Origin of the sequence: Emcibacter sp. SYSU 3D8, from assembly GCF_039655875.1 — a bacterium.
Lineage (GTDB): Bacteria > Pseudomonadota > Alphaproteobacteria > SMXS01 > SMXS01 > RI-34.
Map to the genome: position 1 here is coordinate 456,469 of NZ_JBBYXK010000003.1, position 15,114 is coordinate 471,582.

Consider the following 15,114-nt stretch of genomic DNA (forward strand, 5'->3'; position numbering starts at 1 on the left):
AAACCTCCAAACAAATCCGGGCGCGCAAGGATTCAAATACCGCGCCTTTTGGACGCATATCACAATTGGACAGTGCCATAGGTACGCCAATGAAATTGCAGGACCGGGGTAATAGTGGGTGCCGGGTCGCCATATCAACGCTTTATGCCGTCCAGTCCTCGGTCAAGTATCTCGCTCACAAGAATGAGTCTGTGACCTGCGTCTGGATAGAGTCGCAGTATTTCTCGGCTGATTTCCTCGCCGAAATCGACGCTGGCGATCAGTATGGTGCGAGGTGTGCTCCCGAGTGCCGCAGGAGCCTTGACGAGCTTACCCAAGCACATCGACCCGTATTTTGCCGGGTTTTTGTCTATGAAGAAGTCGATCTTTGCCGGATCCAGAAAGTTCGCCAGCACTTCCAGTGCGACACTGCCTGCCCCCCAAACCACGATACTGCCTTCGTGAGCGAATGCCGGGTCTGCGCTCAATAACGTTCTGTCCGGTTGCGGTGGGGCGAAGCGCCTCGCCATAATTCTGAGAGAGTCGGCATATCTGGCATCCAGCCGGGCGCCGGTTGCTACGGCCTGCGCCTCGAAGCCGCCATTTGAGAGCAATCGCAGGAGCGACGACGGAGAAAAGAAGTGCAGATGCGAGATGTTGTCGTCCAGTGGCAATCCCCGATGGCCGGAGCGGTTCGGCACCTCCAGGAAAAGCGTGCCGCCGGGGGAAAGCAGGCCTGACAGCGACTGGATAACGCCCTGCGGATCAGGCAGGTGCTCCAGCAGGTGCGACATCACGATCAGGTCGAAATTGTCGCCCACCTCGCGATCTGCCAGAAGGCGATCCAGCGGCCGGGTATGAAGGCGATCGACATGATTCATGGCCTTTTCCGCCATCGGCGACGGCTCGACAGCTTCGTACCAGCACCCGGGAAAAGCGCGGCGCAGCGTCGCGGCAAGCTCACCGCCGGCGCAGCCGATTTCCAGTATCCGTGGTTCAGAATTCAGGAATGGCGCGATGAATGCAGCCTGGGACTCTTGCCGCTCGAGCGTGGTGACCATCGAGCACATGGCGACCGTCGAATATTCAAATGATGGTGCTTCGAGCCGCCATCCATGAAAACAGTTCCGGCAATAGGCCCGCTCGCCAATAGCCGTCGTCACGATGGACACAGTCTCACCGCCGCAAACCATGCACTGATGATGGGCTGCGGCGGTCATCACGGCTCCAGCAACGGAATGACCATATTCTCGGCCAGTTCCTCCCGCGACAGGAACGGGGCCATGTCTTCAAGCGGCGAGGTCACCATGCGGCCATCGGCCAGCTTGCGCGAACTCAGCTTGGGCGCGAAACCCTGGCCGGGATCGAGCATCACCTCGCACAGCTGCGGCCCTTCGGCCGCGAGCGTTGCGGCGATGCCCCGGTCCAGGTCGCCGGGGTGCTCGATGCGGCGCACGCCAAAGCCCAGCGCCGCGCCCAGCTTGACGAAATCGGGAAAGGTCACGCCGCTCTCGGGGCCGCAGCCGATGATGCTGTCGGGGAAATAGTTCTCCTGGGTCTGGCGGATCGACAGATAGCCGTTGTTGTTCAGCACGAACACCTTCACCGGCAAGCCGAGGCCGGCGATGGTCTGCAACTCCTGCAGGTTCATCATGATGCTGCCGTCGCCCGCCAGGCTGATCACCCGCCTGCCGCTGTTGGCGTAATACGCGCCGATGGCCGCCGGCACGTCATAGCCCATGGAGGCGCTGCCCGAATTGGAGAACAGCCGCTGGCCGGCCTTGATGTCGGCGGCCTGGAAGGTGACGACGCAGGCGGTGCCGTCGCCGGTCACCACCACGTCGTCGTCGGTGATGGCGCCGAACAGGCTGTCGGCGAAGCAATAGGGGTTCAGCGTGCCGGTATTCTTGCGGTAGTCGGGCAGCACCACCGGATAGCGCGCCAGCCTTTCCCTGCACCACGCCACGTAATCGGCGTGGGCGGCCGGCCGCTGGTATCCGGCCAGTTCCTCGCGCAGGACGGTCAGGAATGCGGTCAGGTCGGCGTGGATGGGCAGGTCGATCGACAGGGTGGGCTTTGCCAGTTCGGCCCGGTCGATGTCGACCATGGCCACATGAGCGGCGCGGGCGAACGAGTCCCAATTGTAGCTGATCTGGCGGATGTTCAGCCGGCAGCCCAGCACCAGCAGGAAGTCGGCGTTCTGCACCGCGAAGTTGCCGGGCCGGTCGCCGACGGTGCCGGGCCGGCCGGCATAGAGCGGATGGTCGTTGGCCATCAGGTCGTGGGCATTGAACGCGGTGGCGACGGGTGCGCCGATCCGCGCCGCGACGTCGAGGAACAGGTCGGCGCAACCGGCGATGCGCACGCCGGTTCCCGGCAGGATGCACGGGCGTTCGGCGCCGCGCAGCAGTTCGACGACCTGCCGCGCGGCCTGACGCAGCGCGTCGCCGTCCAGGGCGCCCGCTTCCGTCGGGGTGATGGCGGCGATCCGGTCCTGTCCCGTGGCGGGGTCGAAGCCTTCCAGCGTCTCCGGATCGACCTGGGAGCCCTGGATGTCGATCGGCACGTCGATCCAGACCGGCCCGGGCCGGCCCGACGTGGCCAGATGGATCGCCAGCTCCAGTTCATAACGGATGCGCGAGGCGTCCTGCACCGTCACCGCATATTTGGTGATGCCGTCCACCATGCGGACAATGTCGACCTCCTGGTCGCCCAGCTGGCGCAGGCCGATCGGGAAGTTGCCGGCAATGGTCTCGCGGCGCACCTGCCCCGACACCACGATCATCGGCAGGCTGTCCGTATAGGCGCCGAACACGCCGTTCAGCGCGTTGATGCCGCCGGGGCCGGTGGTCACGTTCAGGATTGCCGCCTTGCCGCCCAGCCGGGCATAGCCGTCGGCCGCCATGGCGCAGCCCTGCTCGTGGTGGAAGCACACGGTCGCCAGCCGCTTCTGGCGGCCGAAGGCGTCGTTGAGGTGCATGGCGCCGCCGCCCGTCACCATGAACACATGGCTCAGCCCCGCATCGGCGAGGCGGAGGGCGATATAGTCGGCAACGCGCATGGTCAGTCCAGTCGGCAGGGAAAAGCAATCGGGCGCCGGCGTGCAGGGTAGCCGCGGCGGCGCATCAGTCCTTCGACGCCAGCCGCAGGCGCGCGTCCGGCTCGGCGGGCAGGGGCGAGACGCCGCGGTCGTCGATCATCCTGCGAAGTGCGGAATCCGCCGAATAGGGGCTGTCGATATCGCCCAGGTTGATCGGCGCGTCCTGTGTCACCGGCGCTCTCAGCACCTCGCCGCGCATCAGTTCGCGGCACGAGAGCTGGCCCTTGAGCAGCGGGATCGCCAGATACACGTCTTCGTCGGTCAGCACATGGCCCGCCGGCAGGTCGGCCCTGGCATAGACGCCGCGCACCAGTTCGTTGAGGTACTTGACCTCCTTCTCCGGCGGAATGCGCTTGGCGGTGCCGGGTGCGCCGCACATCTCCTGCGCCTTCTTGAATGCCTTGAACCACTGGTCGGCCTGCTCGGGCAGGGTGCAATAGGGCGATACCGGCACGCCCTGATAGTCGATGTCCACATGGCGCTCGAAGGTCCGCGCGCCTTTGGCATAGGCCATCATCACCGAGAACTGCCAGTCGGTCTGTTCGTGGGTGGAGAAGCCGATGACGTTGTCGGGATAGCGGTTCTTCAGGAAGTCGATCTGGTTCAGCTCGATCTCGGAATCGTGGGACGGGTAGATCGATACGCAATGATTGAGCGCGAAGGGGATGCCGCGCCGGTTGAAGAAGGTGATCAGGTCGTCCATGTCGCGCAGCGACGAGCCGCCGGTCGAGGCGATCACCGGCTTGCGGGTCGCGGCGATCTTCTCGATCAGGATCCAGTCGCGGATGTCCGAACTCGCCAGCTTGAGGATGTCGACGCCGAACTCCACCGCCTTGTCCACCGAGGTCTCGTCGAACGGCGTCACCATGCTCAGCATGCTCTGGGCGCGCACCGCCTTGACCATGGCGCGCAGCGAGTCCCAAGGCATCTGGGTGGCGACGGTCTTCTTGATGTAGCGGACGTCCTCGCGCTGGCGGTGGTCCTTGTGCACGAAGCTGTCGACGTCGCGGAATTGCAGCTTGATCGACGCGCGGACATTATTGAAGCGCACCACCTGGCCGAAGTCGCCGATGATCTTCAGGCCCCGCTCGAGCGACCCCCAATGGTTATTGGCAAGTTCGAGGACGAACAGGTCCTCGAATATCGCATTCTTCATGCGCTCTCATCCTGTTGCACGTGACGGTTGCCCCGTCGCGCGCTGTTGGCCCAGCCCTTTTCAAGGCCCGCCATGATACAGAACAAACCGCGACTGGTACAACCGAATTGCCGGTTCCCGCCAGAACAGCTGGCAATGTTGATAAAATTTGAAACACGGCTCCAGTAAAGAGACATGAACAAGGCCGAGACGGACAAGAACTGGCGAGACTCCATCCCGCGCCGGCCGCTGCGAACGACATACAGATTTTCTGCTCAGTCCTTGACGATCAGGTGTTCGGCGGCCTCGAACAAGACGTCCCGGGTCAGTTCCGCACTTTTTCCCTCATACCGGTAGGTCGCCATGATGTGGCGGATCATGAAACCGGGATGGAACCGGGCAAGCTGCAGGTTGTACTTCGGATAGAAGCTGCGGATCAGATCATCCACCAGCTCCTGCGAATATTTCATGTTCGCGTCTTCACAGACCTCTTTGAATATCTTGATGTACTCGTCCATCGTCGGCGGCCCGATATAATATTTGTACGGGATGCGCCGCAGCAGGGCCTCGTCCACCAGCGCCGAGGGCGGCTTGTTGGTCGAGAAGATGATCAGCCCGCCAAAGGGCACGGCGAACTTCTTGCCGGTATGCAGGGTCAGGAAGTCGATGCCGCGCTCCAGCGGAAATACCCAGCGGTTGAGGATGTCCTCGACGCGTGCTTCCTGCCGGCCCAGATCGTCGATCAGCAGCACGCCGCTCACCGCCTTCAGGTGCAAGGGCGCCTCGCTGTAGCGCAGCTGCTCGTTGTAGTTGATGTCCAGCATCTTCATGGTCAGCTCGCCGCCGGTAATGGCGATGGGCCGGTGACAGCGCAGCCAGCGTGGATCCCCGGACGGCGTGAACAGGGCCGGCATTTCCGAGGCGGCGTCCTGCGTGTCCCGGTCGGTGGAAATGGACTGATGCAGCGACGGGTCATAGATGTTGATGACCTGCGAGCCGACCGCCAGCGCATAGGGTACATAGATATATTGCTCGAAGCTGTCGGCGATCGCCACGGCAATGGAGGTCTTGCCGTTGCCGGGCTCGCCGTAAAGCAGCAGCGAGCGGCCGGAATTGACGGCGGGGCCGAGACGCTCGACCAGACCTGGCGGCAGTGTCAGGCGTGACAGCGACTTTTTCAGCCGCTCCGTGTCGACGCGGTCGTTGATGATGCGCTGGCGCTCGGCCTGGGCCGAGAATTGTTCCAGGGTGACAGGCGCCGGACCGGCATAGTTGGACAGTTCGAGCGCGCGAATGGCCGCGGTGCGGCCCAGTTCGCTCAGGCCATAGCGCAATTCCGACGACAGGCGGGCCTGGTCGGTGGCACCCATGGATTCCACCAACCGCCGTTCATAGGCAAGGTCCATGAGTTTGTCGACGATGGCGAGCGGCAGCTTGATCTCGTCGGCGACGGCCCGCTTGGTCTCGCTGCCATACGAGAACATGATCTTCAGCATCAGGTCGAGCACGAAGAAACGGTTCAGGCCGGTGTCCTCGATCTTGACGACAGGCGGCACCGAATAATTGAAGAAGCTGTCCAGCCCTTCGCTCGTAATCGCGCCGATGGCCATCAGGCATTCGCCCAGCGGCTGGCCGCTGGCACGCTGGCGTTCAAGTGCAAGTTCAACGTCTTCGGGCCGGATATAGCCAGCCTTCACCAGTTCCGCGCCTAGTGCCACCCGGTGTACTCCTCGAATCCCAAACCGCCCTCGCCCTGATAATGCCACAAATGCGGCGTAGCACCCACAATAGGTGCAGAGAAACTTCCGGGGGACTGGTCTCGATGTTACGCTGTACCCGTTATGGGCGATTTGGGCGCTCCGATTGAGTAAATGCGACAAAAGCTGGCGGCGGGACGACCCCGTGCCTGACGACGCGCTGACTCGTGTCCGCCTTGCGGCGCAAGGAGGTGTCGATGCTCGTCACTGAGTCCTTGGCTGGACTGGATATCGGCGGCGCCGTTGTCTGGGGCGCCACTGCCTTTGTCTCGCTTTACCTGCTGATTACGGTCCGAACCCTTCGGATCTTGTTCGGGACTATTTCGGTGGTGCTGATCGCTCTGGGCGTTGGCGTCCAGACCGGCCTGATCGACATTCCGGGCCCCACGTCGAATATCAGCCGGGCATTTCTGGCCGCCAGCAGCATTCCCATGCTGTTCGCGATCCTGCTGGCGGTGCAGTACCGCAACAAGTCCAACATCCAGGGCCAGCAGCTGGCCGCGCTCAATGCCGACAATTCCCGCAAGAGTTTCCTGCTGACCCAGGCGATCGAAGGCCTCAGCGAAGGCCTGGTCATCATGGACGCGCGCAAGACCGTGCTCTATGCCAACCGGGCAGCCCGCCGCTACATCGATATCGGCCTGTTCCGAGACAAGTTCCTCGAGGCGGCCCGGTATGTGGACCCGCATACGGGCGCCATGCTGCCCAAGAGCAAGCGGCCGTCGACGCTCGCCCTTTCCGGAATGACGGTGCTGGAGGAGGAACTGCTCCTCGCTCTGCCGAATTCCGAACGCGAAGTCAGGCTGCTCGAATCGGCGGTGCCGCTCCATGCCGAGGACGGCAAGGTGGATGGCGCCATCCTGTGGTTCCGCGACATCACCGACGAACGGGATCTGGAGCGCAGGAACCGCGATATCGAACAGCAGCTCGCGCAGGCCCAGAAGCTGGAGGCGGTTGGCCAGTTGGCCGGCGGCATTGCCCACGACTTCAACAATTTGTTGCAGGTGATCATGGGCAACATCGACTTCCTGCTCGAGGGCAAGGAGGCCGATACATCGCCGGACACCCGGTTCCTGAAGCAGATCAAGATGGCGGGCGATCGCGGCTCGCAGCTGACCCGGCGCCTGCTCGCGTTCTCCAAGGGCCAGCCCGACAACCCCGTGTCCGTAGACCTCAACGATCTGATCCAGGGCGTCACGCCGCTTCTGGAGCGGACCCTGGGCGGCAAGGTCAAGATCGACGAGATCCTGGCCGATGGTCTGGGCAACACGGTGATCGACCCGAACGCCTTCGAGAACGCGCTGCTCAACCTGGCCGTGAATGCGCGCGACGCCATGCCCGGCGGCGGCATTCTGAGCATCACCAGCCGCGCCGTCGCCGTCGAGGAAGGCGGCGCCGAGACGATGCCTGGCCTGGCGCCGGGCCGCTATATCGTGCTCGAGGTTCGCGACACCGGCGTGGGCATGTCCCCGGAGGTCAGGCAGCACATCTTCGAGCCGTTCTATACCACCAAGGCCCATGACGCGGGCAGCGGCCTGGGACTGGCCATGGTTTACAGCTTCGTCCAGCGCTCGGGCGGCACGATCCGGGTCGACAGCGAGCCTGGCCGCGGCACCGTCTTTACCATGTGGCTGCCAGAGGTCGAGGCCGCCGCCAAGCCGGCTGCGCAATCATCCGTCGTTGCCGCCATGCGAAAGGGTGAGGAGACCGTGCTCGTCGTCGATGATGACGACGATGTCCGCAACATGATCGTGCAGATGGTCGAGTCCATCGGTTACAAGGTTTACTCGAAGGACAACGCCGTCGAGGGCCTTCTATTCCTTCAGCGCCATCCCGAGGTGGAGATTCTGCTGACCGATGTGGTCATGCCCGGCGCCTACAATGGTCTGCAGTTCGCCGACCGTGCCATCAAGGCCAAGCCGGACCTTCGGGTCGTGATCACCACCGGCTATGCCGAGAAGTTCGACAAGGAACTCTCGGGCATGGGCGATCACGCCAGCGTTCTGCTGAAGCCCTTTACCAAGGACGACCTGGCGGCCACGGTTGCGCGCCAGACACCGCGCGCTCAAGCCCAGGTCGCCTGAGCGCCGTCTCGCTTATCGCCGTTTCACAGTATACCAGTCCAGCGTTCGGCGGATGGCGTCCCGGGTCGGGATGCCGGCACGCAGGCCAAGTTCCCCCGCACTTCGCGTCAGGTCCGGCAGGTAGATGTCCGCCGTCGCGCCCGGCTGGGCCGCGCCGCGTATCTCGACGCCGGTATCGCCTGCCGCCGCGCTCACCAGGCGGGCCAGCTCCGCGACCGTCATCGCCTCGTCGCCGCCCACATTGTAGGGCCGGCCGCTCTTTCCCCTGACCAGAACCGTCAGCAGCCAGATGGCAAGATCGGCCCCGTACAGATAGGAGCGCACCGCCGTACCGTCGCCGGCCACCCCGATCTTGCGGCCGGCAAGGGCGTCACCGACGAAGTTGCCCATGGCCTGCCCGCCGTCGAGCGGCAGGTAGGCGCCGGTGAAGGCAAAGCAGCGGGCGATGGCCGCCCTGAAGCCGTGCTGTTCACTGCCGGCCGCGAGCATGGTCTCCGTCATCCGCTTGGCTTCGGCATAGACCGCACGATAGACGGTGTAATCCGCCGCGCCCGCCGGTCCTTCAGCGGATGCGCCGGACGATGGCGGGTCCAGGGGGCGATAGACGGCGCCGGACGAGGTCAGCAGCACCGCCTCGGTGCCGTGCGCCGCAGCCAGATCGATGATATGGCGCGTACCGCCAATGGCAGTTCCTATGTGCCGGCTGGCGGCGTGCCCGGCAGCACCCTCGTTGGCCGCATGGATGATATGGGTGAACCGGTGGCCGTGATCATCGAACGATGCGACGTCGCCGGACAGGACCGTGAGATTGGGGTGGACGCCCAGGTGGCGGCCCCGTCCGGCCAGAAAACGAGGTCCATCGCGGCTGAGCATCGTTACCCGAAGGCTCAGGTCGTGCGCCGTGCTGGCCCATAACAGGCCTTCGACAAGCCACATGCCGAAAAAGCCGGTGGCGCCGGTGACCAGGATCGATGCGCCGGCCAGCGCGCCGCGCAGCGGGCGCACACCGGCGCCGATATAGTCGAGGTCGTTCCTGAACAGGCTGAAGCCGTCGGGGATCATGGCGGACCCCGGCGGTCGGGAAGATAGCGCCGCGCCGCTTCGAACTTGTACCAGATCGGGCCGGGTTCCGGCGCGGCGTCAGGGCTGCACGTTCCCGGGCGCCGCCACAGGCAATCCTGCCGGTGCGCTTTGCCGGCGCGGTCCCTGTCGCCCGCAAAGCAGGCGGTCAGTTCATAGGACGGATCTGGAACCGCCGTGCCGCGTTCCGCCACGATGACGTTGTAGGCGGCGGATTCTCTGGGCAGCGTTGCGGCGGTGGTGTCGTACAGCCGCATGCCGCGCGGCAGCGAAGTGTGTCCGCCGGTGGTCGTCCAGAACATCTCATAGATGCCGACCCCGCAGGCCGCCGGATCCCGCGAAATAGCGTCGAAAGCCAGCAATTGGGAACGCGCGCGGGTCCACGGAATCTTGAACATGTCGGATGCGCCGATCGACAGCGACAATACAGACCAGCCCAGCAGCAGGGTGCAGGCAAGCGTCGCCCGCCCGCCCGTTCGCAGCTTGCGGGTCTCGATGACACGCCCGGCGATCCAACTCGTGCCCACGCCCGCCAGCACGGCCAGCAGCGGCATTGCCGGATAGATGAAACGATATTCCTTATGCGCGACGAACGAATGGGTGAGGAAGATGGTCAGCGCGACCAGCAGCAGCAGGGGAAGGCGGCGTGCGCCAATGCCGATGGCGGCGGCAACCAGAAGAAATCCGATCGGACCCCAGACCTGCAGCGGCATGACAAGCAGCGTGGCGAACGGGCTTACGCCCGCGCCCTTGCTGACGCCGACGACCACGTTGAGCCAGAAATTGAGCCAGATGGACTGGAGCGGCATACCCAGCGTCACCCAGTCCAGCGCCGCCTGAACGGCCACGGGCAGTAACGCGCCCGCCAGGAATACCGCCCAGGGACGCCAGCCTCGCGTCCCGCAAATGCCGAGCGCCGCGACGGCCAGCGCGGGCGACAGGTGAAAGCGTAGGATGAACGCCACGCCGAACATCACGCCGGACCAGAACAGCCGCCGGCGCGACACCGCGGCTTCGGTGCCCGGATAGGCCAGATACAGCCCGAGCACCATGAAGTTGGCGGCAACCACTTCGGTCAGCGTGTGGTTGGACATGTAGACCAGGTCGATCCAGACCGCGCAGAAACCGGCCGCAACAAAGCCGCCTGTGCGCCGGGATACGGCCCGGCCCCAGCCATAGGCGCAGGCGACCGGTATGCAGGAAGCCGCCGCCATGAAGATGGCGATCGGCAGGTTGACCAGCCACGGTGCGTCGCCCATCAGCGCGCCCAGCCACATCAGCGCGGCGAAGAAGCCGGGCAGCAGCCACGATCTGATGCCGACATGCCATTCCCAGCTCATCAGCCCGGTGCCGAAGGCCAGCCGGTGGGCGGGTTCGGTAACCTGAAAAATCTCGTCGGGATAGACAATGTTGGGAAGCAGATAATGGACCGCCAGCCTGATGGCGAAGGCAGCAGCCATCACCATGACAAGCTCGGGAGGGACGGTCATTGACCGCCGGGGCGTCATCGCACGCCCTGCGTCCGTCATGTCGTCGTTACGGCCGCTGGCGTCGCCGAACAGTTGCAAGTCTCCAGGTCTCCGGTGAGATTGCCGCCCAGGAGCCGAGAGTAGCCATTCCCCTTCTTCCGGACAACGCCGTCGCGGCCGACCGGTTGCCGGCGTCAGTCGTCGGTGGTGATTCGCCGTTCGGACTTGATGGCCTGGTAGGCCGTGTTGAGCCGCTGCGAAATCTCCGCGAGCACCTTGATCAGCGCCTGCGGCGGGTTGCGGTGAAGGAAATGGTCCGGATGGCACACCGAGATCTGCTGATGGAAGGCGCGCTGGACAACATCCATCTCGTCGCTGCGCCGGACACCCAGCAGGAAGTAAGGATCGGTTTGCGACATGTAGTGGCTGACATTGCAGATTTCAAAAACCTGCAGCACGGCGGTCTTGGCATGCAGCGTGGTCTTGCCATCGACGTTCTCGAACGGCAGGAAGGCGCGGGCGTCGTTAAGGACGTCGGACACGCGCGTGCCCCGGCCTGCATACATGTAGCCGAACAGGCTGACACCGGTGCTCAGCTGGACTTCGACCAGGATGCGCTGTTTCTCAACGTGTTGCTGATTCTGCATCGCCGCTCGAACTTCCAATAAAGGCAAACGGTTGACGACCCCTGATCGCCACCGAGCGAGCATCGGCCATGTAAGAACGGCAAGTCAAACTCAATAGCACGCCGTTCCGCCAATCGTGAACGAGGGATCAGGTGGTGTTGTCGGGCACCAGCCGCGGCGATGTCAGGCTGGACTGGATCCGAGCAAAAATGGAGACCAGATCGGACATGTTGTTCACCGGCGAGGTGCAACTGCCGCCGCTGGCGAAGAACTTGTCATCGCTCGATGCAATCGCCTTCATGGTGTTGCAGGGCGAGATATAGGGGCTGTCCCTGTTGCATCCGCCCGAGGTGGGCGCGCTGTAGGCGACGGCATAAATCCAGGTCTTCGTCGTTGCATCGTTTTTGGCCGCCGCGGCGGCGTTCACCGCCTGCTGGCACTGATCGTCATACTTGGCGCTTCCGACCTTGCTGGAGGTCGCCCCAGCATCGCCGTCGCTGAGCAGGATGATGATCGCCTGCGTGCCGGTTGTCGCGTTGGCGAGCAGTTGCGTCTGGGCTGCGCTGATCACGTCGGCGAAATAGGTGCCCTGACCGCCTGGCGTGCCCATGCCCTGGGCGCAGCCCGAACCGCCCCCGCCGAAGGCGCGCACCAGGTTCGATCCGGTCACCAGCGTGGTCGATGCGTCGCTGGCCTTGTAGTCGTTGGACAGCGCAACGATCGAGTAGGTGGGCGAGGCGTTGTACGCGACCGAGGATGCCTCGTCGGTGCTGCAATTGTAGTGCTTGGTCTTGGTGGCGGAACTGACGCCGGGAAATGTCATCAGCCCGACCTGATCCATCGAGGGATACATGCCCTTCAGCAATTGCTGACCGCCCAGCTTGGCGCAGGTGATGCGTGTCTGGGTCGTGCCGTTGCAATTGCCGTCATTGGTGTCCATCGAGCCGGTGGTGTCGATGATCAATATGATGTTGTAGGGTTTGGGCTGGTTGCCGGCGGCGCTCGCTGTCGCCTGGACGGTGATGTCGGCGGTGTTCTTGCCGAAGATGCGGGCAAAGAACAACGGCACCGTGGCCGTCTGCATCACGGTGATGGCATTCGCCGGCGGGGTGCCGGCGCAGGGCAGCCCGGTCGAACTCAGGCACTTCAGCAGCGGATAGCCGCTGACCATGGTGACCGTGACCCCGGGTGAGACATTCTTGTTGCCGCTGGTCGCGCTGTAGCTGTTGGCCGTGGATACGGCCGATCCCTGATAGATATTCTGCGCCCCCGCCAGGGCGGACTGGTCGGTCGCGTTCTGCAATTGCCGCCGGACGTTGTAGATATACGAGATATCGACGACGATCGCGGTGACGCCGAGAAGGGCGATCATGGCAATGGCCACGATGATCGCTACCGAGCCCTTTGTGTCGGCGCAAGCCCTACGCAGGAGCGACATGATCTACCTCATTCGATACGGATGGTGGTAGTGCTCGAAAGCGAGCAATTTGGCATGAAGTTGGTGCCGTAGACGATCAGGCTGGTGCAATTGTAACTTGCCATGAACTCAGCATCCTGGCCTTGCGCGGAAGTCAGCTTCGTTTTGCAATTACTGTCACTGACGCAGGGGGCGCCGTTTATCTTCAGGCTGATTGTGCTGAAGTTTCCCTGAGTGAGCCCCGGCGCGGAACCGAAGAGCGCGGTTCTTGTCGATGTCCAAGGCGTATCGGAGCCGCGGGAAATCGCCAGGGTCCGGCCTGCGACGCGCACGCCCTCGGTCACCTGGATGTAGTTGTTGATCATGATGCCGAACTGGAACATCCCGATCAGCATCAGGAAAAGAACCGGCGCCAGCAGCGCGAACTCGACAACGGCGGACCCCGTTCTCTCGCGCCGGAAGCGCAGAGCAGACAGGGTCGGTGCAAGACGCAAACGGGTTCGATTCGTTGCCATCACGTGTGCCGCACGATTCATTATGCGGCCACAATATTCCTGAATGTCGGCGAAATCTATTAATTACTGAAGAGCGCGGAATCGCGTCAGGTATACGGCATGCATATCCCTTAAGATGGCGCGGTTGGAAGATTATGCGGGAAATCAAAAATGCGTCAAAAACATGGTAAAACTTAAGTACTATTTGTTGTAAATAACTAAAAAAAATACCGTGTCCGTATCTTCAGCCATGATAATTGATACATATTTTTAATTAACAAATCGGATAGGGGAATAGTTTGGTCTTCTATGCTGAGTCAGTACGCCCGCGCCGCGCCACGGGCTGGATTTATTTCAATTTTTATCAATGTATCTGACTAATCTGAAAGGATTATGTGCCGTGGAGGGAAAGCCACCTGTTTCGCGCCCCCAGGGTCGGCCGGTGCGGCATGAGGGCGGGTCGGCGCTTTCTAGGCCGAGGAAGTCAGGCTAGTGTGTTGGTCCAACGAGGAGCGGGGCGACGGTGGCAGTCGAGACGGACGGTTTGGCGAAGAAGTATGTCGGCGCCTGCATTCTGGTGTGGTCGCTGGCGCTATCCGGTTGCCAGTCCGGCTCTGCGCCGGCCGCGAAAACGCAGGGGCTGCGTCAACCGGACAAAGGGCTGGTCACGGCCACGCTTGCCAGCGCCGCGGAACGGTCGGGCGATCTGGTGTCGGCGCAGGGCTTCTACGGCCAGCTGATCGCCAGTGGCAATGCCAGTGGACAGATTTACGAGCGGCGGGGCGAGATCCTGCTGACTCTGGGCGCGCCGAACGAGGCCGCCGCAGTTTTTGCGGCAGCCTTGAAGGCGGGCTACGACAGCCCGATCATCCGGCGGGGAAATGGCCGGGCCCTTGCATGGCTGTCTCGGCCCGAAGCGGCCCTGGTTCAGTATGATTCGGCGCTGGCCAGCAATCCGCTTGACGTCAAGGCGATGAACGGGCGCGGCGTCTGCCTTGACATGCTGGGACGCCATGACGCCGCGCAGGCTCAGTACAAGTCAGCCATGGCGCTGGCATCCACGAACCAGTCCATACAGAACAACCAGGCCATGTCCTACGCCCTTTCCGGCAAGGTGCCGGAGGCGATCGATATCCTGGAGCGCATTTATGCCTCCGGCACCTCGACCATTCAGCACCGGCAGAATCTTGCGCTGCTCTATGGGCTGCTCGGCAAGACGGAAAAGGCTCAGGCGCTGGCCAGCCAGGACCTGTCGCCCGATGACGTGGCCAGCAACATGGCAACCTATGCAACCATGCAGGTGCTGTTCGATGCCGAACAGAGCACATCGGTGGCAATGTCGCAGTCTGCATCGCCTGCGGCTGCGGCCGTTTCCGCGCCCGCCCGACCAACGGCCGCAACGCCGGAAGCCAAGCCGTCGGGTCAGGTGGCGGCACAGCCCATGCCGGCTGTGCCAGCCGCGCCACCACCGGCTGCGCCGCCCGACGGCGCCGCGCCTGCCAGTTCCGAAAAGGCGGTCGAGGCCGCGGCGCCGCCTGCTCCCCCAGCCCAGGCATCGACCTCCTCACAGGCTGCCGGATCACCGGCATCTCCTGCAACGGTAGCCGAGGCTGGCCCCACGGCACCCGTGGCTGCTCCTGCGGCGCAATCGGAGCGGAAGTCCCAGCCCGTGCGAGTGAGGCAACCCTGGGTCGTCGACCTGGGTGTATTCGAAACCGATGTGGCGGCGCGCGACGTCTGGCAGCAGGTCAGGCAGCAGGCAAAATTCGCCCAGGCAGTGCATTATCTGGAACCGGAAGGGATCGGAAGACGGCTGCTGGCGGGGCCATTCTGGGGGGACGAGGATGCACGCGGCGCCTGCCTGGCGGTTCGCGGTGCGGGATTGGCATGTGAGCCGCGGCAGGCTTCGGCTGTCAGGACCGAGAGTGCAGATCCGCCGCCGGCCGATTCCGGCCAGCCCTGAGGCCCGGAAG

The 15,114-nt window shown here is 63.4% G+C and carries 11 protein-coding genes; 2 read left to right on the forward strand and 9 right to left on the reverse strand.

Going from position 1 to position 15,114, the window contains the following annotated elements:
• Positions 1–134 precede the first annotated feature (134 nt).
• From WJU21_RS13110 to WJU21_RS13125, 4 genes are all read right to left on the reverse strand, one after another.
• Positions 135–1,199, reverse strand: coding sequence for a class I SAM-dependent methyltransferase (locus WJU21_RS13110; RefSeq protein ID WP_346323890.1), 1,065 nt, complete (start codon positions 1,197–1,199; stop codon positions 135–137).
• Complete coding sequence (locus WJU21_RS13115; RefSeq protein ID WP_346323891.1) at positions 1,199–3,040, reverse strand: thiamine pyrophosphate-binding protein; 1,842 nt, start codon at positions 3,038–3,040, stop codon at positions 1,199–1,201. Before WJU21_RS13115 ends, WJU21_RS13110 begins: the two co-directional genes overlap by 1 nt.
• 64 nt (positions 3,041–3,104) lie before the next feature.
• A complete protein-coding gene (locus tag WJU21_RS13120; protein ID WP_346323892.1) occupies positions 3,105–4,235 on the reverse strand; it encodes an N-acetylneuraminate synthase family protein in 1,131 nt (376 codons plus the stop codon).
• 254 nt (positions 4,236–4,489) lie between these two features.
• Positions 4,490–5,932 carry an ATPase gene (locus WJU21_RS13125; protein ID WP_346323893.1) on the reverse strand — a complete coding sequence of 481 codons (1,443 nt, stop codon included), beginning with the start codon at positions 5,930–5,932 and terminating at the stop codon, positions 4,490–4,492.
• A gap of 236 nt (positions 5,933–6,168) precedes the next feature.
• Here WJU21_RS13125 and WJU21_RS13130 point away from each other — a divergent pair, with 236 nt between their 5' ends.
• The gene (locus tag WJU21_RS13130; RefSeq protein WP_346323894.1) at positions 6,169–8,055 is read left to right on the forward strand and encodes an ATP-binding protein; all 1,887 of its coding nucleotides are present in this window, start codon (positions 6,169–6,171) and stop codon (positions 8,053–8,055) included.
• Between the two features lie 12 nt (positions 8,056–8,067).
• Here the strand turns inward: WJU21_RS13130 and WJU21_RS13135 are convergent, their stop codons facing one another.
• The 5 genes from WJU21_RS13135 to WJU21_RS13155 form a co-directional block, all read right to left on the reverse strand.
• Entirely contained in the window at positions 8,068–9,117 is a 1,050-nt protein-coding gene (locus WJU21_RS13135) for an NAD-dependent epimerase/dehydratase family protein (RefSeq protein ID WP_346323895.1), read from the reverse strand.
• Positions 9,114–10,703 carry a hypothetical protein gene (locus tag WJU21_RS13140; RefSeq protein ID WP_346323896.1) on the reverse strand — a complete coding sequence of 530 codons (1,590 nt, stop codon included), beginning with the start codon at positions 10,701–10,703 and terminating at the stop codon, positions 9,114–9,116. Before WJU21_RS13140 ends, WJU21_RS13135 begins: the two co-directional genes overlap by 4 nt.
• Before the next feature lie 95 nt (positions 10,704–10,798).
• A complete protein-coding gene (locus WJU21_RS13145) occupies positions 10,799–11,251 on the reverse strand; it encodes a J domain-containing protein (RefSeq protein ID WP_346323897.1) in 453 nt (150 codons plus the stop codon).
• A gap of 127 nt (positions 11,252–11,378) precedes the next feature.
• Positions 11,379–12,668 (reverse strand): pilus assembly protein TadG-related protein, encoded by a 1,290-nt coding sequence (locus WJU21_RS13150; protein ID WP_346323898.1) that lies wholly within the window; start codon positions 12,666–12,668, stop codon positions 11,379–11,381.
• A gap of 8 nt (positions 12,669–12,676) precedes the next feature.
• Positions 12,677–13,162 (reverse strand): TadE family protein, encoded by a 486-nt coding sequence (locus WJU21_RS13155; RefSeq protein WP_346323899.1) that lies wholly within the window; start codon positions 13,160–13,162, stop codon positions 12,677–12,679.
• 502 nt (positions 13,163–13,664) lie between these two features.
• Between WJU21_RS13155 and WJU21_RS13160 the strand changes: the two genes are divergently transcribed.
• Positions 13,665–15,104: a tetratricopeptide repeat protein gene (locus WJU21_RS13160; protein WP_346323900.1), complete on the forward strand. Its 1,440-nt coding sequence runs from the start codon at positions 13,665–13,667 to the stop codon at positions 15,102–15,104.
• Positions 15,105–15,114: the final 10 nt, after the last annotated feature.

Bases quoted from the DNA above. Each gene is read 5' to 3' on its own strand.
- WJU21_RS13155 (WP_346323899.1), bottom strand. From the start codon at position 13,162: ATGGCAACGAATCGAACCCGTTTGCGTCTTGCACCGACCCTGTCTGCT.
- WJU21_RS13145 (WP_346323897.1), bottom strand. From the start codon at position 11,251: ATGCAGAATCAGCAACACGTTGAGAAACAGCGCATCCTGGTCGAAGTC.
- WJU21_RS13110 (WP_346323890.1), bottom strand. From the start codon at position 1,199: ATGACCGCCGCAGCCCATCATCAGTGCATGGTTTGCGGCGGTGAGACT.
- WJU21_RS13115 (WP_346323891.1), bottom strand. From the start codon at position 3,040: ATGCGCGTTGCCGACTATATCGCCCTCCGCCTCGCCGATGCGGGGCTG.
- WJU21_RS13120 (WP_346323892.1), bottom strand. From the start codon at position 4,235: ATGAAGAATGCGATATTCGAGGACCTGTTCGTCCTCGAACTTGCCAAT.
- WJU21_RS13150 (WP_346323898.1), bottom strand. From the start codon at position 12,668: ATGTCGCTCCTGCGTAGGGCTTGCGCCGACACAAAGGGCTCGGTAGCG.
- WJU21_RS13130 (WP_346323894.1), top strand. From the start codon at position 6,169: ATGCTCGTCACTGAGTCCTTGGCTGGACTGGATATCGGCGGCGCCGTT.
- WJU21_RS13135 (WP_346323895.1), bottom strand. From the start codon at position 9,117: ATGATCCCCGACGGCTTCAGCCTGTTCAGGAACGACCTCGACTATATC.